14 protein-coding genes are annotated in these 21,189 nt (G+C 68.3%); 2 read left to right on the top strand and 12 right to left on the bottom strand.

Annotated features, from left to right (window positions below; genetic code table 11):
• Nucleotides 1–14: 14 nt before the first annotated feature.
• The 5 genes from L3V85_RS08665 to L3V85_RS08645 form a co-directional block, all read right to left on the bottom strand.
• Nucleotides 15–2,141, bottom strand: coding sequence for a TonB-dependent receptor (locus tag L3V85_RS08665; protein ID WP_237678908.1), 2,127 nt, complete (start codon nt 2,139–2,141; stop codon nt 15–17).
• A gap of 80 nt (nt 2,142–2,221) precedes the next feature.
• Nucleotides 2,222–4,438 (bottom strand): metallophosphoesterase, encoded by a 2,217-nt coding sequence (locus L3V85_RS08660; protein WP_237678907.1) that lies wholly within the window; start codon nt 4,436–4,438, stop codon nt 2,222–2,224.
• Between the two features lie 171 nt (nt 4,439–4,609).
• Complete coding sequence (locus L3V85_RS08655) at nt 4,610–4,804, bottom strand: hypothetical protein (protein WP_237678906.1); 195 nt, start codon at nt 4,802–4,804, stop codon at nt 4,610–4,612.
• On the bottom strand, nt 4,801–5,973 hold the full coding sequence (locus L3V85_RS08650; RefSeq protein ID WP_237678905.1) for a PepSY-associated TM helix domain-containing protein: 1,173 nt from the start codon (nt 5,971–5,973) through the stop codon (nt 4,801–4,803). The genes L3V85_RS08655 and L3V85_RS08650 overlap by 4 nt, the downstream gene beginning before the upstream one ends.
• A gap of 33 nt (nt 5,974–6,006) precedes the next feature.
• On the bottom strand, nt 6,007–8,127 hold the full coding sequence (locus tag L3V85_RS08645) for a TonB-dependent siderophore receptor (RefSeq protein ID WP_237678904.1): 2,121 nt from the start codon (nt 8,125–8,127) through the stop codon (nt 6,007–6,009).
• A 179-nt stretch (nt 8,128–8,306) separates the two neighbouring features.
• Between L3V85_RS08645 and L3V85_RS08640 the strand changes: the two genes are divergently transcribed.
• Entirely contained in the window at nt 8,307–9,896 is a 1,590-nt protein-coding gene (locus tag L3V85_RS08640) for a phospholipase D family protein (protein ID WP_237678903.1), read from the top strand.
• Between the two features lie 6 nt (nt 9,897–9,902).
• On the opposite strand, the gene L3V85_RS08635 is transcribed toward L3V85_RS08640, so the two are convergent.
• The 4 genes from L3V85_RS08635 to L3V85_RS08620 all read right to left on the bottom strand — a co-directional run bounded on the left by L3V85_RS08635 (nt 9,903) and on the right by L3V85_RS08620 (nt 14,393).
• Entirely contained in the window at nt 9,903–11,153 is a 1,251-nt protein-coding gene (locus L3V85_RS08635) for a Zn-dependent hydrolase (RefSeq protein ID WP_237678902.1), read from the bottom strand.
• 23 nt (nt 11,154–11,176) lie between these two features.
• Complete coding sequence (locus tag L3V85_RS08630; protein WP_237678901.1) at nt 11,177–11,680, bottom strand: hypothetical protein; 504 nt, start codon at nt 11,678–11,680, stop codon at nt 11,177–11,179.
• A gap of 6 nt (nt 11,681–11,686) precedes the next feature.
• Nucleotides 11,687–13,837, bottom strand: a complete 2,151-nt coding sequence (locus L3V85_RS08625) for a TonB-dependent receptor (RefSeq protein WP_237678900.1) — start codon at nt 13,835–13,837, stop codon at nt 11,687–11,689.
• 208 nt (nt 13,838–14,045) lie between these two features.
• On the bottom strand, nt 14,046–14,393 hold the full coding sequence (locus tag L3V85_RS08620; RefSeq protein ID WP_237678899.1) for a hypothetical protein: 348 nt from the start codon (nt 14,391–14,393) through the stop codon (nt 14,046–14,048).
• 137 nt (nt 14,394–14,530) lie between these two features.
• On the opposite strand from L3V85_RS08620, the gene L3V85_RS08615 reads away from it, so the two are divergent.
• Entirely contained in the window at nt 14,531–15,286 is a 756-nt protein-coding gene (locus L3V85_RS08615) for an FTR1 family protein (protein WP_237678898.1), read from the top strand.
• Here the strand turns inward: L3V85_RS08615 and L3V85_RS08610 are convergent.
• Genes L3V85_RS08610 through L3V85_RS08600 form a run of 3 tightly spaced genes read right to left on the bottom strand, consistent with a single transcriptional unit; the run spans nt 15,283 to nt 21,113 of the window.
• Nucleotides 15,283–17,898: a sulfite reductase flavoprotein subunit alpha gene (locus tag L3V85_RS08610; protein WP_237678897.1), complete on the bottom strand. Its 2,616-nt coding sequence runs from the start codon at nt 17,896–17,898 to the stop codon at nt 15,283–15,285. The two genes, L3V85_RS08615 and L3V85_RS08610, sit on opposite strands and share 4 nt — an antisense overlap.
• 13 nt (nt 17,899–17,911) lie before the next feature.
• Complete coding sequence (locus L3V85_RS08605) at nt 17,912–18,631, bottom strand: hypothetical protein (protein ID WP_414080198.1); 720 nt, start codon at nt 18,629–18,631, stop codon at nt 17,912–17,914.
• A gap of 1 nt (nt 18,632) precedes the next feature.
• A complete protein-coding gene (locus L3V85_RS08600) occupies nt 18,633–21,113 on the bottom strand; it encodes a TonB-dependent siderophore receptor (protein ID WP_237678896.1) in 2,481 nt (826 codons plus the stop codon).
• Nucleotides 21,114–21,189: the final 76 nt, after the last annotated feature.

The raw sequence follows: 21,189 nt of genomic DNA, 5'->3' as shown, positions 1-21,189 counted from the left end.
TTTTCATTTTCCGCTCAGAACCGGTAAGCGCCGCTCAACCCCACGGTCCAGTTCCGGCCCAGCGCGGGTTCGTAGAAGCGGCTGTTGCCTTCGTTGACGATCACCGACCCCACGTACCGCCGGTCGAACAGGTTGTCGACGCGCGCGAAGGCGTTGAACTCCCAGCGCTCCCACTTCTTCAGGTAGCCGGCATAGACGGCCGCCACCGCATAGCCCGAGGCCACTGCCGTGTTGACGTCGTTGGCCAGGATGCGGCCGAGCGCGCGCACTTCCGCACCGGCGCGCCAGCCCTCGGGCGGCACCCAGCCCAGCGACGCGAACAGCGATTGCTTCGCGATACCGGGAATGCGATTGCCCGCCGCCACGGCGTTGCCCGTGCCGCAAGGCGACGGCGAACAGAAGGCATCACGGTAGGTCGCGTCCAGCCATGTGTAGGCCAGTTGCGTGCGCCAGTGGTCGGCTGTCTCGTGCTGCCAGCCCAGCTCGAAGCCGTTGCGCCTGGTGCGGCCCGCGTTCTGGAAGGTGGCGCGGCCGCCGATGTTGGTGTCGGTCACGATCTCGTCGCGCGTGCGGGTCTGGAACAGCGCCGCCGTGAGCAGGCCGCCCGCGAGCCGGGCCTTGGCGCCCACTTCCAGGCTGTCGTTCACCGAAGGCCTCAGCGCGAAGTTGAGGCCGCTGGCGCCGTTCGCGCGGTACGACAGCTCGTTGAGCGTGGGCGTCTCGAAGCCGCGGCCGACGGAGCCGTACAGCGCGAGGTCGGGCGTGGCCTGGTAGCGCAGCGAGGCCACGGGCAAGGTCTTGCCGTAGCGCGCGCTGCCGCTGTCGTCGCGGTTGGCGCCGACGATGTAGCGGTCCTGCGAATCGAAGTGCACGCTGCTGCGGCGCACGCCGGCCTCCAGCGTCCAGCGCTCGGCAAAGCGCCATGTCGCCTGCGCGTAGGGGTCGAGGTTCCAGACGGTGTTGAGCTCGTTGCGGCGCAGGCGCCCCTGCACGCCGAGCACCGGGTTTGCGAGCGGACCCAGGTAGTTCTCGTAGCCGCGCCGCTTTTCGCGCAGGTTGTCGTAGCCCAGCCCGGCGACCACGTCGAGCGGCCTGTCGGCCAGTTGCAGCGCGGCGCTCCAGCGCAGGTCGATGCCGCCGTACTGCCGCGACAGGTCGATCACGCCGCCCGCGTGCAGCGGGTTCTGCTGCGCCGACGGCGGAATGGCCTGGTACTGCGTGGTCTTGCGCTCGCCGCCGTAGACCATGAGGCGCAGCGCCTGGGTGGCGTCGATGTGCCGCTCGTAGAGCAGCCCTGCCTGCGTCTGCTCGACCGTCTTGCGCGTGTCGTACTGGGTGGCCAGCGGTGCGGCGCGCGGCGCCAGCGCGTACTGGTCGGCGGTGAGGCCGAGCGGGTCCTGCGCGTCGATGCGCACGCTGTTCATCACGAGCGTGAGCTTGTCGCCGTTGTCCAGCGCGATGCCCAGCTTGCCGTTGGCGATGTCGCGCCGCGCGGCGCTGTGCTCGCGCCAGCCGTCGGTATGGAAGCGGCTGGCATCGAGCATGTAGTCGACCGCGCCCTGCGAGCCGCTCAGCTGCAGCGACTGCCGCCAGGTGCCGAAGCTGCCGCCCGCCAGTGAATACGCCAGCCGTGGCGCCCCCTCGCCCGATGCGGTGAAGGCCTGCACCACGCCGCCGGAAGAATTGCCGTAGAGCGCGGAGAACGGCCCGCGGAAGACTTCGACGCGGTCCACCGAGCCGATGTCGATGTTGGAGGTCTGGCCCTGCCCGTCGGGCAGGGTGGCGGGAATGCCGTCGACGTAAAGCCGCACGCCGCGCACGCCGAAGGTGGAGCGCGCGCCGAAGCCGCGAATGGAAAGCTGCAGGTCCTGCGCGTAGTTCTGCCGGTTCTGCACCTGCAGCCCCGGCACCGCGCCCAGGCTTTCCGAGAGATTGACCTGCAGCCGGCTGTCGCGCATCTCGTCGCCGTCGACGCGGTCGACGGAGCCCGGCACGTTGAACGGAGCGACCTCGCCGCGCGGCGTGGAGACCGTGATCTCGCGCAGCGCGCCCGGCGCCGCCGCCTGCTGCGCATGGGCGGGCGACACGGCATGAAGCAACAGGCAGGCGACGGCGGCGGCAGCGACGGGCGAGAGATTCATCGCGCCCATTCTGCGGCCATGCCGCCCATCCGCGGCCTCAGGCTTTCACCGGGGCAGCGTGGGGGCGAGCAGCCGGGGCTTCAGAAAGGCGTGGGGCCAGTGGTCAGGTCCGTCAGCGTGTTGGTCTTCAGGTCGATCACGAAGTGCTGCGTGGGCGCGCCCTTGGCGAGCTTCAGCAGGATCTGCATGAGCGGCTTGAAGCGGGCCTGAAACACGGCGTTCACCGGGTTGTCGTTCATCACCTGCTGGCTGCCGTTGAGCGCCAGCGTGGCGTTGGTGCCTTCCAGGGCCTGAGCGATCAGCTTGTACTGGCGGGCGCGGTCGGTGGGGATGTCCGCGAACGCGAGGTCGCCGGCGTTGGCCAGCCGCACGAAGTCGCCGGCCAGGTCGATCGCCTTCCACTGGTTGAAGTCTTCCAGGCGCATGCCGTTGGCGCTGGCCAGCGCGCGCGCCTTGGCTTCGGCGGCGGCGTAGTCGATCGCATAGGCGGCTTGCGCGCTGCCGTCGCCGCCGGCTTCGGCCAGGCAGGCGAAGAACGCGCCGCTCAGCAGGCCCTGGTTGCCGGTGTTGGCCAGTTGCTTGAGCGTGACCGAGGTCTGCAGTTGCGACAGCACCAGCAGGTCGGCGCCGTTGAGCGGGCTCTTCACCAGCTCGCGCATCTCGCAGCGCCAGTCGTCCTTCAGCAGGCGCAGGCGCACCAGCTCCGACATGTAGCGGGTGCTGAAGTCGCCATAGCTCTTGGCGTCGAGCACCGACTTGTCCCACAGCACGGCGCCGTTCAGGTCGGCGGGGAAATCGGTGAAGTAGCGGTGCTCCTCGCGGTACAGGTCGAACAGCTCGTCGAAGCGCGCCACGTTGTCCAGGCGCACGGTCTGCACGTCGATGTGGGTGGCGTCGTTGAAGGTCAGCAGCTTGTAGGCCGGCACGTAGGCGGCCATCGAGGGCGCCTGGATGTTCACGAGGCCGCGGCCGCCGTCGTAGTTGCGCACCGCGGTGTCGTTGAAGTGCATGTGGCCGCCGACGTGCACCTGCAGGCCGGTCTCGGCCAGCGCCTTGGTCACGTCTTCGGTGGGGCGGCGCACCATCTGCATCTTGCCCGCGCCGAGCAGCGCGACGATGTCGTCGGAGGCGCCGTTGAAGAACTCGCTCATCGGGAAGTGGCTGAAGGCCACGACCTGCTTGCCCTGCTTCTTGCCGCGCGCGACCACGTCCTTCAGCCACGCGATCACGTGCGGCTTGTGGGTCAGCATCTTGTTGTAGCCGGCGTCGCCGGAGCCGTTGAAGTCGTTGGCGCCGGCGCCCTTAGGTACGTAGACGTTGGCGTCGATGCCCACGAGCCACAGGCCCTCGACCGGCTCGACGAGGTAGCTGGTGTCGGGCACGTTGTGGCAGAAGGTGTAGCCGCTCTTCTTGTAGCCGCCGCCGGCGCCTTCGGCGCAGATCTCGAACTCGCGCTTGCTCCAGGCGGCCTGCTCCTTCGCCTTGGCGACGGTGTAGTCCTGGTAGGTGTAGGTGCTGTAGGGCGTCTCGAAGTAGCGGTAGTTGGCCTTGGGCATGAAGCCGTGCTGGTCGAGCGCCTCGGTGATGCCGGCGTAGCCCATCTCCTTGACCTCTTCGGTGCAGTAGACGGCGCCGACCTTGCCCCAGTCGCCGGAGTAGCTGCCGGCCGTGCAGGCATCGGCGCCCTTGCTGTAGATCTTCTGCGGCGCGCCGACGCGGCCGTTCGAGGCGATGCCGAGGTAGTCGCCCTTGCCGCCCGGACGCTCCATGGGCGTGTTCGGGTCGTGGTTGCCGGGCGCGGCGAAGAACTGCAGGTCGTACTTGGCCGCGTAGTCGTCGAGCACCTTCTTCAGGCCGCGCATGTGCACGGGCTGTCCGTCGTCGGAGAAGTCGCCGGGCAGCGCGATGAGCTTCACGCCGCGCGCCACCGCATCGTCGAGCGCGGTGATGAAGGCGAAGTAGTTTTCGTTGAACAGGCGCGTCGAGGTCATCTGCGCCTGCATCTGGCGGATGGTCGCGTTGCGGCCGGACTTCGGGTTGAAGACGCCGGGGAACGAGCCGTCCTTGAAGCTGGCGTAGACGTCGTGGAAGTGGATGTCCGGCATGAACGCCACCTGCACCGGCTTGGCCGCCTCGGCGGCGGGCGGCGTTGCCTGGCCGGGCGCCGGCGTGCTGGAGGAAGGCAGGAAGACGGCGGGCTTGTTGTCGCTGCCGCCACAGGCTGCGAGCAGCGAGAGTACCGCCGCGCAGGCAAGCAGCGACGGCGCACGCGACGTGCGAAGGATCGAGAAGGTCATAAGAAGGGATGAAAGTCCGCGAAAGAAAGCGAAGCGCCTGATCGCCCCTTCACAGGGGTGACATGAACGCGGACTCAATCATGCGAAGGTTGCATGACTTCTTAATGGCAAACGATCACGAAGTCACTGACCTGCAACTGACTGCGGCAGAAAGACCCCGGGCCAGGTGTTCTAGCGGGCGGAAGAGCGTCGAAGCCAGCCGAACCAGACACACACGACGACTGGAACGCTCAGCGCGATCCAGGCGACGATGTCGCCGAAACCGCCGTCGCTGAAGAGCGCGGAGATCAGGCCCAGCGTGGTGAGCAGGCCGAGCACGATCGGCCAGCCCCACATGCGCCAGAAGCTGTGCTGCTGATGTTTCATGCCTGTGCCTTCATGGCCGGAGCCGGATCGGGTTGCTGCGGCTGCTGCTGCTGTTGCGCCGCGGCCTTGGCGGGCGCGTTGCTGCGCTTGAGCCACAGGTACAGGCCGCTGCCCAGCACGATGATGGTCGCGATGTCCAGCAGCGCCCAGAGGATCTGCATCGGCATGCCGCCGTAGTCGCCGAAGTGCAGCGGCTGCGACACCAGCAGCGCCGTGAGATACCAGGGCAACCTGGGCGCCGCCGTGACCTCGGCGGTCTTGGCGTCGACCAGCACCGGCTGGAACAGCTTCGAGCTGAAGGGCTCGCTGCCGCGCATGAAGAAGGTGTTGTGGTGCGGGCTCGAGAAAGAAGTGCCCGGGAACGCGATGAACGACAGCTTCATGCCGGGCGCGCGCTGCAGCGCGGCCTCCATCGAGCGCTGCATTGAGCCGCGCTCCGACACCGCCACCACCGGCTCGTTCTTGTAGGGCGCGAGCAGCGTGCTGAGCTGGTCGTACTGCCAGTACTTGATGAGCAGGTCGGCCCATGTGTTGATCATGCCGGTGGAGCCCACCACGAACAGCCACACCAGCGTGACCACGCCCAGCAGGTTGTGCAGGTCGAGCCACTTCAGGCGCGGCCGCTTGTCGCGCCGCACCGTGCCGAAGTCGAGTTTGCGCATGAACGGCGAATACAGCACCACGCCCGAGACGATGGCCACCAGCAACAGCAAGCCCATGAAGCCGAGGAACAGCTTGCCCGGCAACCCGGCGAACAGGTCGACGTGCAGCTTGAACATCACGTACATGAAGCCTTCGTCGAACTTGGGCTGGGCGAGCACGTCGCCCGTGCGCGCGTCGACCGCGACCGACTTGAAGTCGTCCGTGGGCGCCGGCGTGGGCGTGAGCGTGACGAACCACAGGCCGTCGTCGTCCTCGGGCCGAGAGGCGAACTGCACCACGCGGTCGGGATGCCTGGACTTGGCGATCTCGAGCACGCGGTCGAGGCTGATGCGCGGCGTGTCCGCCGGCATCTTCGGCGCCTCGACCTCGGTGCCCAGCAGGTGGCCGATCTCGTGGTGGAAGATCAGCGGCAGGCCCGTGATGCACAGCAGCAGCATGAACACGGTGCACACGAGGCTGCTCCACTTGTGCACCCAGGCCCAGGTCTTGATGGTTCGGCTGTTCATGTGGTCGTGGCGGCCGCTGTTGAAGGCTGCATCTTAGAAACGGTAGGTGGCACTGGCCACCACGCTGCGGCGCGCGCCGAACCAGCAGTCGCCGCGCGACAGGCAGGTGCTGAAGTAGGTCTTGTCGGTCGCGTTGTTGATGTTCAGCGCATACCGCCACTTGGCCGACTCGTAGGCCAGCATCAGGTCGAGCAGGGTCACGGAAGGCACGCGCGGCCCGGCGGAGGAGCCGTCCACGTCGGTGAAGCCGCTCATGTAGCGCACGCCGGCGCCGGCCGAGAAGCCCGGCACCCCGGCGATGGAGAAGCGGTACTTGCCCCACACCGAAGCCTGGTTGCGCGGCTGCTCGGTGAGCTTGGCGTCGACGTCGATGTTGGTGTAGTTGGCGATCAGGTCGAAGTCGCGCGCCAGCGTCGTCTTGAGTTCGAGCTCCACGCCCTTGTTCTTCGTCGAATCGACCTGGCGGCCGTAGTTCGGATTGGTGCTGTCGGAGACGATGCGGTTCTTTTCCTTCAGCGAGAAGACCGACGCGGTGAAGCTCGTGGCCGAGCCCGCGGGCTGGTACTTGACGCCGGCTTCCACCTGCTCGCCGCGCAGCGGCTTGAACAGGTTGCCCTCGACGTTCGTGCCCGCCTGCGGGGTGAAGGATTCGGTGTAGCTCAGGTAGGGCGACCAGCCCGAAGGCAGCGTGTACATCACGCCCAGGCGGCGCGAGGTGGCGCTGGTCGTCTCCGAAGCGCTGCCCGCCGTGCCGGCGGTGCTGCGGTCGTAGCGCAGGCCGGCCACGAAGATCCAGTTGTCCAGCTTCATCTGGTCCTGCACGTAGACACCGGCGTTGCGCTGGGTGGTGCGCGGCTTGCGGGTCAGCTCGGTGACCGGCACGTAGCCGACGCCATAGACCGGCGCGTAGGCGTCGATGGTGCTGTAGACGGAGCCCTCGGTCTTGTCCTGGCGCTGGCGCGAATACTCCGCGCCCACCAGCAGCGTGTGGCGCAGCGCACCGGTATCGAAATGGCCTTCGACATGGTTGTCGATGCCGCTCATGCTGGTCCATGCCAGCGACTTGTCGTTGTAGCGGCCGAGCAGGCGTTGGCCGGCCGGGTCGAGCGACCAGCCGCCGGGCAGGGAGAAAGAATCGGCGTAGTGGTAGTGCGAGTCGTTGAAGGTGCGCGATGCTCGGAAGTTCTGCCTGAAGGCCCAGCGCTCGTTGAACTTGTGCTCGAACTGCCAGCCGAAGGTCTTGCGCTCGGTGTCGTAGCCATCGCCCGGTTCGCCGATGAAGCGGCTGGACGGCAGCGGACCGTTGACGTTCGGCAGGATGGTGCCCTGCCACGGGAAGAACTGCGAGGTGCTGCCGGTCTTGTCCTTCTGCCACAGGGCCTGCAGCGTCAGCGAGGTCGCGGCGCTGGGGCGCCAGGTGAGCGACGGCATGACGAGCGAGCGGTCGTCCGGTACGTAATCGACCTGCGTGTCGGACTTTCGCTGAAGCGCCACCAAGCGGTACGACCATTCGCCGTCGGCGGTCAGCGGGCCGGTGAAATCGGCCTGCAGCTGCTTGCGGCCGAAGGAGCCGAGCTGCACGCCCACTTCGCGGTACGCCTGCTGCTGCGGCAGCTTGCTGACCATGTTGACCACGCCGCCCGCGGTACCCGCGCCGAACAGCATGCCGGCCGGGCCGCGCAGCACTTCGAGGCGCTCCAGCGTGTAGGGGTCGGGACGCGCGGTGGCGGTGTACCAGCCGGAGGAATAGGTCTGCAGGCCGTCGAGGTAGACGGAAGGATCGCTGCCGCGCACCGAGAAGCCGTCGGAGCGGGAGTCGATGCCGTAGGCGTCCGAGCGCACGCCTGCGGCGTAGGTGAGCGCGTCCTGCAGGCTGGTGGCGCCCTGGTCGACGATCTGGTCGCGCGTGACCACGGTCACGGACTGGGGCGTTTCGGACAGCGGGGTGTCGGTTTTGGTGGCGGTGACCGCGTTCTTCGCGCGGTAGCCGATCACGGAACTCTTCGCGGTCTCGGCTTCGGCATTCGCATCCACCCTCACTTCCGGCAGGGAACCTGTATTCGCCGTCTGTGCCAGCACCTGATGCTGCATGTAAATCGCCAGGCACCCGACCAGCACCGATGCGGCCTTGCGCCGCGCCACGAAACTCGACATTCCTGCTCCACTCCAAAACACAATTAAGAACCATTCGCATTTTAGTGGCCAGAAAGCCTTCGCCCGGCCAATCTCCAACCGGCCCGAAGGGCGTTGCGTTGCGAAATTGCGTCTTCGAAAAAGGGGCCGAAAGGCTACGATCCCGCCCGCACGCTTCCTCTCATGCGTCGGCAGGCCCCATGCACAAGCTCATCGCCTTTCTGTTTCCCGCGCTGCGCGGTCCGGCTCTGTGGCTGATGGCCCTTGCATTGACCGGTTGCGCCGGGCTCCCGCCCCGCGCCCCCGAGACGCCGGTGAAAGCCATCGCGGCCTCGCCCGCCACCGAACTCGGCCGCGCGGCCATTGCCCTGAACACGCCGCCGGACGGGCTGACGAGCATGCGCCCGCTGATCGAGGCCTCGTTCGCGCTCGATGCGCGGCTCGAGCTCATGCGGCGCGCCCAGTCCTCGCTCGACGTGCAGACCTACCAGCTCGGCAACGACAAGACCGGTCGCCTGCTGCTGCGCGAGCTGCGCAATGCCGCGCGGCGCGGCGTGCGCGTGCGGCTGCTGCTCGACGACTTCTACACCGCCGGCATGGACCGCCTGCTGCTCGGCCTGGCCGCCGAGCCCAACGCCGAGGTGCGGCTATTCAACCCCTTCGTGAACGCGCGCGACCATTCGACGGGCCGCTGGCTGGAGTTCTTCGGCGACTTCCGGCGACTGAACCACCGCATGCACAACAAGCTGTTCGTGGCCGACGGCGCGATGGCCATCGCGGGCGGGCGCAACCTTGCCGACGAATATTTCCTGCGCAACGAGAACGCGAACTTCATCGACTTCGAACTGCTGCTGGCCGGCCCGGTCGTGCCAGAGGCCGCGGCCATCTTCGACACCTACTGGAACAGCGACGTGGTCTACCCGCTGCAGCGAGTCGCCAGCACCAGCCGCTCGCCGGAGGCGCTGAAGGCCGATTTCGAAGTCGCCACCTCCGCCGCCAACGCCCCGCCGCCCGCGCCGCTGCCCATCACCGACCTGCTCGGTGACCTGCCGCTGGGCGCGCAGCTCGCCAACATCGAGGAAGCGAAATGGATGCGCGCCGAGGCCAACGCCTCCGCCGACAGCCCGAACAAGGCGCTGGGCGTCATGACGCATCCCACCGAAACGCTGGCGCAGCGCTTCCACGAGATGCTGGCCACGGCGCAGTCGAACGTGGTGGTGATCTCGCCCTACTTCATTCCGGGCGACGAGGGCATGGAGCGCATCCGCATGGGTCGCGAGCATGGCGTGAACATCACCGTCATCACCAACTCGCTGGCCGACAGCGACGAGCCGCTGGTCAACATCAACTACAACCGCTACCGCGTCGACATGCTCAAGCTGGGCGTGAACCTGTACGAGGTCAGCACCCAGCAGCTGCGGCGCAGCGGCCAGTTCCGCGACCTGCTCAAGAAGGCTCGCGGCCGGCTGCACGCCAAGCTGGCGCTGGTGGACCGCCAGTGGGTGCTGCTCGGCTCGATGAACCTCGATCCGCGCTCGGCCCGGCTGAACACCGAGTTCGGCGTGCGGGTGCGCAGCTTCGACCTGACACAGGCGCTGCTCTTCGCCTACCAGCTCGACGACATCGAGGGCGTCTACCGCGTCACGCTCAAGCCGGACGGCCAGAACGTGCAGTGGGTCGGCACCGGCGACGTCAACAACGAAGTGCTCGACAGCGAACCCGACTCCAGCATGCTGACGCGGCTGCAGCTGCTGCTGTTCTCCTGGTTCGTGCCGACCGACCAGCTGTAGGCGGGCTCAGCCTCGGTCCAGCGCCCGGAGCGTCTCGGCCAGCACCAGCGTGCCGGCCGCCACCTGCTCCTTGGTCGCCCACTCTTCCGGGCAATGGCTGCGGCCATCGAGGCAGGGAATGAAGACCATGCCCATCGGCCCCGTTGAAGCGACGTGCATCGCGTCGTGTCCGGCGCCGCTGGGCAGCCGACGGTGCGCCAGGCCCAGGCGGTCGCCAGCTTCGGCCACGGCCTGCATGACCACGTCGGAGCACTCGACGGGCGGCGTGCGGGTCAGCGGCTCCATCGCGCAGGAAACGCGCAGCGCCTGCAGCTCATCGCGGCACAGGGCCAGCAGCCGCTCGGGGAACTCGTCGAGCACCGACTGCGCGTTGCTGCGCACCTCCAGCACCATGTCGACACGGCCGGGCACGGCGTTGGGCACGTTGGGGCTCATCGAGATCCGGCCGATCGTCGCCACCACGTAGTGCGGCTGGCCGTCCATGGCACTGGCTTCGCGGTGCGCCGTGTCGATCAGCCGCGCGGCGCCGACCAGCGCGTCGCGGCGGATGTCCATCGGCGTGGTGCCGGCATGGTCGGGCTGGCCGGTGACCGTGAGCGCCACGCGGCGGATGCCCACGATGTCCGTGACCACGCCGATCGGCAGACCTTCGCGCTCCAGCACCGGGCCCTGCTCGATGTGCAGTTCAACGAAAGCGGCGACGCCACCGGCACCGCGAGCCGCGCCGGCCAGCGCATCGGGTCGCGCGCCGATGCGCTGCATGGCCTGCGACAGGCTCTCGCCGGCTTCGTTGCACGAGGCCAGCATGGCCGCATCCAGCGTGCCCGCGAAAGCACGGCTACCCACGCAGGAAATGCCGTAGTCGCTGGGCTCCTCGGACAGGAAATCGATCACCTCCAGCGGATGGCGAAGCACCACGCCGCCTTCATGCAGCGACTGCGCCACCTCGAGCCCCGCGAGCACGCCGAGGATGCCGTCGAAGCGGCCGCCGCCGACCACGGTATCGCAATGCGAGCCGGTGACGAGCGGCGCAAGCCCGGCTTCAGAGCCTTCGCGCCGGCCGGTCAGGTTGCCGGCCGCATCGGTATGCACTGCGAGCCCTGCCTGCTCGAACTGCTCGCGCAGCCACTGCCTGGCCTTGTCGAATTCGGGCGAGAAGGCGCGGCGGGTCCAAGGGACATCGGGAAGGGTGAAGGAGGAAAGAGTTTCGAGGCGATGCCAGAGGCGATCAGCCTGGATGGAAATGGATGGGGACATCCCCCGATGTTCGCCGAACCCGGCTAGCCGCAATCCCGGCAGGTCGTGCCGATGGTCAAGGGCTCCGAAGGCAGCGCCATGCCGTTCGCCTCGCAGGCCTCGGACAGCGCCGCGAACCACGCGCCTTCGTCCGGCCGCAACTCGACGGTGCGCGCGCACGCCAGGCACACCAGCCGGGCACGCAACCGCGCCCCGGGGCCTTGCGCGGGCAGCCGGTACAAGGCCGAGGCCCGGCCGTTGCGCCCGAACCATTCACGCGTCAGCTGCCCGTCCTCGAGCAGGTACTTGAGCCCGCGGTAGAGGGTGTGGGGCAGCAGCGTCGAGCCGCGATGCTTGAGCAGGTACTGGTTGATCTCGCCGGCGCTCACACTGCGCCCTTGCGCCTGCGCGATCGCGTCCAGTATCCAGCCATGCTGCGCGAGGGTCCGCTCGGTGACGCAAGAATGCGTGCCGAACACCGAGTGGCGTGCCCTGGACCTGCGGCTCAGGTAGCTCGGCGTGCTGTCGTCGGTCGCGGGCCCTCGCATGGCAGGTCAGAACTTCGCGTTGAGCGACACGCGGAACGCGCGCGGCGAGCCGGGCGTGATGTTGGTGTTGCTGTTGGCGTTGAGGAAGTAGCGCTTGTTGAAAAGGTTCTCCACGTTCAACTGCATCTGCAGGTTCTTGTTGAGCGTGAAGAACACCGCCGCGTCGACGCGCGTGTAGCCCGGCAGCACGACGTTCGGGAACGGGGCGGCCGAGGTCACGACCTGCTCGCTCGACGCGTACATCTTCGACTGGCGGATCACGCCCAGACCGGCGCCCCACATGGGCGAAAAGTCATAGCGGTTCCACAGCGCGAGGGTGTGCTTGGGCACCATGCCCACCCTGGCGCCGGCGCGGATGGTGGACGAGGTGTCGGCCACGAACTTGGCGTCGGTGTACGAGTAGCCCCCCGCCACGCTCCAGGCGGGCGTGATGTTTCCGTTCAGGCCCAGCTCGAAGCCCTGCGTGCGCTGGCCCTTGCTGAGAATGGTGCGCGTGCCGGTCGGGTCGCTCGGGTCGAGCACCACCACGTTCGAGCGGTCGAGGCGGTACAGAGCGGCCGTGGCGGCGAGCGAGTGCGACACGTCCCACTTGGCGCCGATCTCGTAGTTCTTGAACTTCTCGGGCTCGAGCGCCGCGTTGCTCAATGTCAGCGAAGCCAGCTGGTCGCCGGCGCGCGGCTGGTAGGCGATGCTGTAGTTGGCATACAGCGAGACCTGCTCCACCGGCTTGTAGATGACGCCCAGGCGCGGCGACAGCAGGTCGTCGCTGGTCTTGAAGCGGTCGCCGTTGCGGTTGTTGCGGAAGTCGACCTTGAACTGGTCGTAGCGCAGGCCGGCGATGACCTGGAACTGCGGGCTCAGCTCGACCTGGTCCTGCACGTACAGCGCCGCCACGTTGGCCTTGCCGCTGTTGTTGGCATCGGTAGCGGCCTGGCGGTACACGACGGGCAGGTTGGTGGTCGGGAACGCGAGCGGCACCGTCACGCTGGTCGCGGTGTTGTTGAAGTAGCCGGTGTTGCGGAAGTTGTCGGTGTCCTGCTGGCCGAGTTCGGCGCCCACCAGCAGCTTGTGCCTGATGCCGCCGGTGTTCAGCGAGAAGGTCAGGTCGGTCTGGTTGAAGACGCTCTTGCGCGACGTGGCGTTGTTGTAGGCGCTGATGGCCACGCCCGTGCCCGCCGCGTTGACCGCGCCGGGGAACACGTTCTGATAGAACTTGTCCTGGTTCGACCAGCGCGTGCGGTTGCGCAGCAGCACGCCGTTGTCGAACTCGTGCTCCACCAGCGCATTGAAGGCGTCGAGCGTGGAACCGGTGGGGCTGCCGGCCGCGTTCCCGAAGAAGGTCGAGGGCGAGGTGACCACCGGCACGCCGCGGAACGACGTGATGCCGCGGTCGGCGATACGGTCGTCCTTGAAGTGCTCGTAGCCCAGCGTGACCAGCGTCTTCGCGTTCGGGCGCCAGCTGATGGTCGGGTTGACGCCCGAGCGCTCGAGCCACACGCCGTCGCGGTAGCTCCTGGAGTTTTCGTACATGCCGTTGAGGCGAAACGCCAGCTGGTCATTGATGGGCTGGTTCAGGTCGACGGTCAGGCGGCGGTTGTCGTAGGAACCCAGCGTGACGGAGCCGCCGTAGAACGGCGTCCATTCGGGCATCTTGCTCACGCGGTTGATCAGCCCGCCGGTGGCGCCGCGGCCGAAGATCATCGCGTTGGGGCCCTTGAAGACTTCGACGCGCTCGATGTTGTAGAGGTCGCGGTAGTACTGCACGTCGTCGCGGATGCCGTCGATGAAGAAGTCGCCGGTGGTGCTGATGCCGCGAAAGATCGGCGTCTCGCGGTTGCCCTCGCCCTGCGCGAAGTTCACGCCGGGCACGTAGCGCGCGGCCTCCGCGAGGCTCTGCACGGCGCGGTCGCGCATGTCGTCGCCGGTGATGACGCTGATCGACTGCGGCGTGTCGCGCAGCAGCGTGTCGGTCTTGGTGGCGGTGGAACTGCGCTTGGCGGCGTAGCCCGGCTCGGTATCTCCGGTGACCGTCACGGTGGGCAGCGGGTTGCCGGCAGCAGCCGTCTGGGCCCAGGCGGCATTGATGCCGATGGCCATCGTCGCGCCCGCGGCCAGGAGCTGGACGGCCTGGACGCACGGGCTGGAATTCTTGTTCATGTTGAAAGCGTTGAGGGAGAGGGAAAGGCGCGGTCGACGCCGGTAATGCGAACCATTCGCAAAATCGACGTGAATGTAGAAGCAGACAGTAGTACTGTCAAGTGCTACTGTTTTGGCGCGTAAAAAAGCGATCTCCCCAATGAGATTCGCGAAAAGCAAAAGTCGGAACGAGAATTTCAGTAGCCGTTGTGGCTACTACCAAAGGCGATCAGGGCGTCTTGCCCGGCGCCTTCTCGACACGCGGCGTGCGCACGCCGCCGATCTGGCCGCGCACGACCTTCCAGAAGTTCTTGGTGCCATCGAGCAGGCGCCAGGCGTTGGAGCGGTGCGCCAGCACGCCGACCTCCGGCAGAACGTCGCGCAGGTTCTTCAGGCCGAGGATCTTGAGGTACTTGCGCACCGTGGTCGGGCTGTGGATCAGCAGCACCACGCGCCAGCCGTAGTGGCGCCCGAGCAGCAGCATGCCGATGGCGCTCTCGAGATCGTCGAGGTCGCCGTTGAAGTCGTCCACCGCGCGGTCGACGATGCCCAGTATTTCCTGGTCGTTCAAAGCCATGGCGGGGAAGGAAGCGTGAGGTTCGGCGGCACGGCGGGAGTTTCGCACGCCTCGCCCGGGGAGCACCCGGTGAGATACTCGGCAAATGAAAATCGTTGTCATCTGGGAGGCGCCGTGGCGCGCCGCGGCGGCCTGACATGTTCGACGCATTCGCCATCACGCTGCGGGAAGTCGCGGAGCTCATCCTCATCGTCGGCTCCCTCGCCGCCTATCTGCGCCAAGCCGGCCGCGGCGACCTGATCGCCTGCATCGGCTGGGGCTTGGCGGTCGGCTTGGTGCCCGCGTCGGCGCTCGCGGTGGTGCTGATCGACGCTGAATTCGGCAGCGGCGTGGAAGCCGCCCTCGCCACCGCGATGGCCACCGGCGTGCTGCTGATGGCCGTGGGCATGGGCGCGTCGGCCGGCAAGATCCGGGGCCGCGTTCAGCTTTTCTTCGACGCCTGGCTCGAACGCCCGGCGGCGCCCGCCGCGGTGATCGTCTTCGTGGCGCTCGCATCCTTTCGCGAATCGCTGGAGATCGCGGTCTTCGCGCGCTCGATCCATGCCCGCGAAGGCACTGCCGATGCGCTGGCCGGCGTCATCTTCGGCGCCGCCGCCGCCAGCCTGCTGCTGCCCGCATGGCGCTGGCTGCGCGTGCGCTCCGGCATGCTGATGGTGTTCCGCGCGTCGGCGCTGCTGCTGTCGCTGCTGTCGATCCAGTTGCTGCTGCATGGCGTGAGCGAGCTGCTGCGCGCGCCGATGTTCACTTCATCCGGCTTCGACCTGGTGGCGATTGCCGAGCCCTTCCTCGAAGGCGGTTCGCGCTACGGCTGGGTGTGCGCCGTGCTGATGCTGCTTCCGGTGTCGCTGCTCGCGCGCGGCTGGTGGCTGCGCACGGGAACCGCCGACCGCTAGTACACGTCCCGGCGGTAGCGCCCCTGGGCGATCAGGTCTTCCAGCGCCGGCCGCCCCAGCACTTCCTCGAGCACCGCGTCCACGCCGGCGGCCATGCCGTGCAGGCTCCCGCACACGAAGACCACGGCGCCATCGCCGATCCAGCGCTGCAGTTCGGAAGCGGCTTCGCGCAGCCGGTCCTGCACGTAGATGCGCTCGGGCTGGTCGCGCGAGAACGCCAGGTCGGCGCGCGCAACAAGCCCCTGCTCGCGCCACTGCGCGAGCTCGTCCATGAAGAAGGCGTCGTGTGCGCTGTGGCGCTCGCCGAACAGCAGCCAGTTGCGCCGGAACCCTTGCGCCATGCGCTCGCGCAGATGCCCGCGCAGCCCTGCATAGCCCGAACCGTTGCCGATGAAGATGCACGGACGCTCGTCCGCCACCGGCTCGAAGCCGGGGTTGGCCAGCAGGCGCAGTTCCACCTGCGCAGACGGCGGCGCATGCACCGTGAGCCAGCCCGACGCGAGCCCCAGCCCCGATTCATGCCGCGCCTGCCGCACCAGCAGCCGGATGCGGCCTTCGGCGGGCACGGAGGCGATCGAATACCGCCGCGATGCCAACGGCACGAGCGCATCGGCCAGCGCTTGTGCATCCGGCGCCCGCGACAGCAGCAGTTCCGGCGCCGGCATCGCGCTGCGCGTCAGCGCCTCGTGCAGGGCCACCGCCCGGCCCTGGAATCGCACGACGGCATCGCCGTCCAGCGATGCCGAGCGCAGCAAGGCGCCCACGGCTTCCGGCGCATGGCGCGGCAGCAGTTCGACCAGCGCGCCCGGCCGCCATGAAGGCATGCCGCCCTGCCCCGCTGGCATCAGTTCGATCTCGCAAAGCGGATGCCCCAGGCTGCCTGGATTGAGCAGGCGGCGCCCCGACAACGTCCATGCGACGAAAGGCTCTTCTTCGGGAACGACTGTCATCGCATCGGGCACCGAATCGCCGCGCGCGCCGGGCATGGCCCCCAGGTGCCGCCGCCAGACGGCCAGCGCGCCGGCATCGCCGTTGTCGACCTCCACCATCGGAAACAGCGACTGCGCACCCGCCGCGACCAGCGCATGGTCGAGCGCGTGTCCGAAGCCGCAGAAGCGCGCGTAATGCCTGTCGCCCAGCGCCAGCAGGCCATAGCGCAAGTGCGACAGCGCCTCGCCGCCAACCTGCGCGAGCCGCTGCGCGAAACGCCGCGCGGTGTCGGGCGGGCCGCCCTCGCCGAAGCTGCTGGCGACGATCAGCAGATGCTCGTGGTGACGCAGTTGCTCGGGGTCCAGACGCGCAAGAGACGCCACCGTCACCGGCAGCCCCACGCCTTCGAGCGCGGCGGCGCTGCGCATCGCGATGCCCTCGGCCGTGCCCGACTGGCTCGCGAAGGCCACCAGCACGCGTGCCGGCGCGGGCTCCGTGGCGCCAGCCGGCCGCGCAGCCGACTCCAGCGCCTCGCGCTCGATGCGCACCGCGCGCTTCTTGCGGCGCCGGTCGAGGTACAGCAGCCAGCCGGTGACGGAGAACACCGGCAGCATCAGCGCCGCCAGCATCATCGCGATGCGCCCCGGCAGTCCGAAGTAGGTGCCCATGTGCAGCGGATAGATCGCCGCCAGGAAGATGCCGCCCGCCGACTTGTCGGCATGGCGCTCGTCCTGCGTCACTTCGCCGCCCGGCAGCCGCACCGTCATGCGGTTGCGCGCGCGCTCGTGCGGGGGCGCCACGTCGAGCCAGGTGAACAGCACCGACGGCGCCGCGCCCGATGGCACGCGCAGGATGACCTCGCTCCAGCCGCCGGTCTCGCGGGCCTTGCGCTCGAAGGCGGCCCAGGCGGGCGCGACGTCCACCGCGGCGGCATCGTCGCGCGCCACGTTGCGCATGCGCGGCGCCGTGCGCGCCTGCTGCGCGGCCACGCGGGGATGGCCGGCCATCGCGTCGACACGGTCGCGCAGCGCGTCGAAGGCCCAGTAGAGCCCGCTGGTGGTGAACACCACGTACATCAGCAACGCGCCAGTGCCCATCACCGAATGCAGGCCCCAGAGAAACGAGCGCCCCTTGAGTGCCGGGTCGAAGGTGAGCCACGCGCGCCAGTCGAGCGGGCGGCGCGGCCATCGCAGATAGAGGCCCGACAGCGACAGCAGCAGCAGGCCCATCGCCAGCACGCCGGCCACCACCCGCCCCGGCTCCCGCGGCAACAGCAGCCAGCGATGCAGCGCCTCGACCCACTCGAAGAAACCGGCGCCCGCGAGCGGCGGCATTGCCGTGCCGGTGTAAGGGTCGAGGTAGACGGTTTCGCCGCGCCGCTCGCCGGGCGGCGGCGCGAAGATCACGCGCGCCGCAGCGCCCGGTTCGGCGAACAGTGCGAGCGTGCCGACCTGCCGCTGCGGCCACGCCTGCCGCGCCGCCGCGAGCAGCTGCGGCGGCGTGAGCGACGGCACGGCCTGCACCGGCACATGGCGCCCATGCGGGTTGATCGCATCGATGATTTCCTCGCGGAACGACAGCACCGCGCCGCTCAGGCCGATGACGATCAGCACCGTGCCAGCCGTGATGCCGATCAGCCAGTGCAATTGAAACCAGAGCTGTCGCAGCGAGGGGAATTTCATCGATTCTTTGTTTTCAGCGGATGCCGGCGGTCCAGTCGATGGCCGCGTCGAACAGCATCCGGCCCGCGGGCGAAAGGTTGGTGAAGGTCTCGTTGCCGAGGAAGAACATCACCCGGCGCGCCGGCGCGAGCGACTCGTAGTCCATGGTGGCGCCCTTCTCGTAACCGAAGATCGCCGCCTTCTCGGGCTGGCCGTACAAGGTGGCGATGGTGATGGCGCCCAGCCCCGGCTTGCCCCAGCTCATGCCGGCCTGCCTGGCGTAGACGTTCGTCACGCCGGCCGGCAGGCCCGCCGCCATCGGATGCGGCGCATTGACCAGCCACAGGTAACGCTCCTTGGCGGCTTCGCCGAAGTCGGTGTCGTGCCGCTTGCCGGTCATGGCCAGGTCGTCGAGCAGGTCGTTTTCCCAGGTGAGCAGCGGCACCGGCAACTGGCGCCATGCGCCGCTCACGTCCTTGGCGGCGACGGTGGAAGAGATCACGACAAGATCCGCGCCGGCCGCCACCGACGGCGCGGCCGACTGGTCCTGCAGCGTCACGGCGAAGCCGCGCGATTCGAGGTGCGCCTTGACCTTCTCGTCGACCGGCAGGTTCGGGCCGTCGCGCTGAACCAGCAGCACGACCTTGCGGCCCTGCCCCGGCAGTTCGGCGGCCTGTGCGCCTGCCGTCGCGAAGCCGCACGCCATCAGAAGAGAGACGGCGGCGCGGCGGGTAATGTGTGCGAGCGACTTCATCCTAGAACTCGAAGGTCGTGAGGAACGAGACCTGGCGCGCATCGCCCATCGAAATGAAATAGGCGTTGGCGGCCGACGGGTAGTAGGTCTTGTCGAACAGGTTCTTCACGTTCAACTGGAACTTGACCTTCTTGCCGTACAGGCGCGTGTCGTAGGTGGCGAAGGCATCGACCGTGGTGTAGCCCGGCAGTACGAAGCTGTTGGCCGAATCGCCCGCGCGCTTGCCGACGTAATGCGCGCCGGCGCCCATGCGCAGCCTGCCCTCCCCGCCGAAGACCTGGCCGAAGTCGTACACGGCGGAAAGCGACGCGGTCTGCCGCGCCACGTTCCAGAGCCGGTTGCCGGCGTACAGCGGGTCTTCCGTGGTCTTGGCGTCGATGTAGGCGTAGCTCGCGATCGCGCTCCAGTTCCTGCTCAGCTGGCCCGCCACGTCCACTTCGAGGCCGCGCGAACGGGCCGCGCCCGAAGTGCGCCAGTCGGTGAGCTTGGTCACGTCGTTGAACTGCGAAACCAGCACGTTGCGCTTGTGGATGTCGAACAGCGCCACGGTGCCTGTCACGCCGCCGGGCATGTCGAACTTGGCGCCGAGTTCCCACGACTTGGCTTCCTCTGGCTTGACCGATGCATCGAGCACGTAGCCGCTGGACAGCGGCGCGATGGTCGACGCCGGCTTGAGCGACTGGGTGTAGCTGCCGTAGAACGACACGGTGTCGGTCCACTTGTAGATCAGCCCCAGGCGCGGCAGCAGCTTGGAGCCGTCGGTGTCGGTGTTGACCTTGAAGGGCCGTCCACGCCCGGCGAGCTGCGACCACGCCTGGTAGCGCAGCGCGGCCACCGCGATCCAGCGGTCGCTCAGGTGGATGGAATCCTGGAAGAACAGCGACTGGTTGTGCAGCTTGTCGGTCTGGTCGCTGTCGCTCGCCGACACGGTGCTCGACGGCACCTCGAGGCCGTACACCGGGAACAGGTAGCTGAAGGTGCTCTTGGTGGCCTGGCGCAGCAGGTCTGCGCGGTAGATCTTGCGGTACTCGGCGTCCCAGCCGAACTGCAGGTCGTGGCGCATGCCGCCCAGCTCGACCGTGCCGTCGACATACGCGGTGGCGTAGCTGTCGGTGCTCAGCGCGCCGTGGGTCGCGTCGTTGCTGCGCGTGAGCGTGCCGCGCGTGGTGTTGATGCCGTTCACCCGCAGCTGGTTGGCGTCGTAGGTTTCCCGGTTGTAGCTGAGGTTCAGGTGGCCGGCCCAGCCGCCGCCGAACTGGTGGTCGACCGAGAGCTGGCCCAGGTGCGTCTCGCCGCTCATCTCGTTGAAGGGCTCGTCCAGGCGCTGCGTCTTGGGCAGCGCCAGCGGGCGCTGGGTGCGCGGGTCGAGCGCGGTGCCGCGGTCGAAGGGCGTGACGTACTTGCGGTATTCGTACCAGAGCACGGCCTGCGTGTCGTCGCCGTACCAGGCCAGCGACGGCGCCACCAGCGTCTCGCGGTGCTTGCCGAAATTGCGCCAGTAGTCTTCGTCCACGTGGTCGACGATCAGCCGGTAGGCCAGCCCGTTCTCGCCGATGGGGCCGGTGGTGTCCAGCGTGGCGCCGGTGCCGTCGCGCCCGCCCGCGTAGCCCGAGCCCAGCAGAGACAGGCTCGTGCGCTGGCGCAGCTGCGGCTTCTTGCTCACCACGTTGATCACGCCGCCCGGGTCCATCAGGCCGTAGAGCTGCGACGACGGGCCCTTGAGCACCTCGACGCTCTCGGCCGCCGCGTTCATGCCGCGGCCCTGCACCAGCGGCATGCCGTTGTGCATGATGGAGCCGTCGCGGTTGCCGCCGAAGCCGCGCTTCATGATGGTGTCCTGCGTGCTGGCCAGGGTGTTGCCCTGGTTGATGCCGCTGACGTTGGTGAGCGCGTCGTCGATGTTGCGCGGGCGCTGGTCGCGGATGACCTGCGCGGGCACCACGTTCACCACCTGCGGAATCTCCAGCACCGGCGCGGTGGTGCGCAGGGTGGAGGCGTCGGGCGTGGGCTGGTAGCGGTCGTCGGCGTCGGCGGGTGCCGGCGCGGCGCGGGCCACCACGCGCACCGCCGGCAGCGTGCCGTCGGCATCGCCCGGCTCGCCCGCCGAAGCCTCGGGCGCCGCGGCGCTCTTGCGCAGCGTGAATTCGCCCGCCCCGCCCTCCACCGCTTCGAGGCCGGTGCCCGAGAGCAACGCGGCGAAGCCGGCGCGCACGGTGTAGCTGCCCTGCAGGCCGCCGGAGTTCAGCGTCCGCGTGCTCGCGGGGTCGAAGGACAGCGCCACGCCCGACGCCGCGGCAAAGCGCCCGAGCACCGAAGCCAGCGGGCCGGCGTCGATGCGGTACGTGCGGGCGGCCTGGTTCTGCGCGCGGGCGCTTTCGGCGGGGTCCGCGGCCACGGCCGCGATCGGCAGGGCCATCGTCGCGGCGAACAGGCACAGCAGCGCCTTGCGGACGGGATGAGGTGATGAGGGGTGCGCGTGCATTCTTCGAAATTCCTTCGGCATTGATTGCGGATTCATGGCTCTCAATGGGTAGGCCGAACGAAATCGAAAAAGATGA

Origin of the sequence: Variovorax paradoxus (assembly GCF_022009635.1) — a bacterium.
In the GTDB taxonomy this organism is placed as follows: domain Bacteria; phylum Pseudomonadota; class Gammaproteobacteria; order Burkholderiales; family Burkholderiaceae_C; genus Variovorax.
This window is presented reverse-complemented; position numbering and strand designations above follow the sequence as displayed.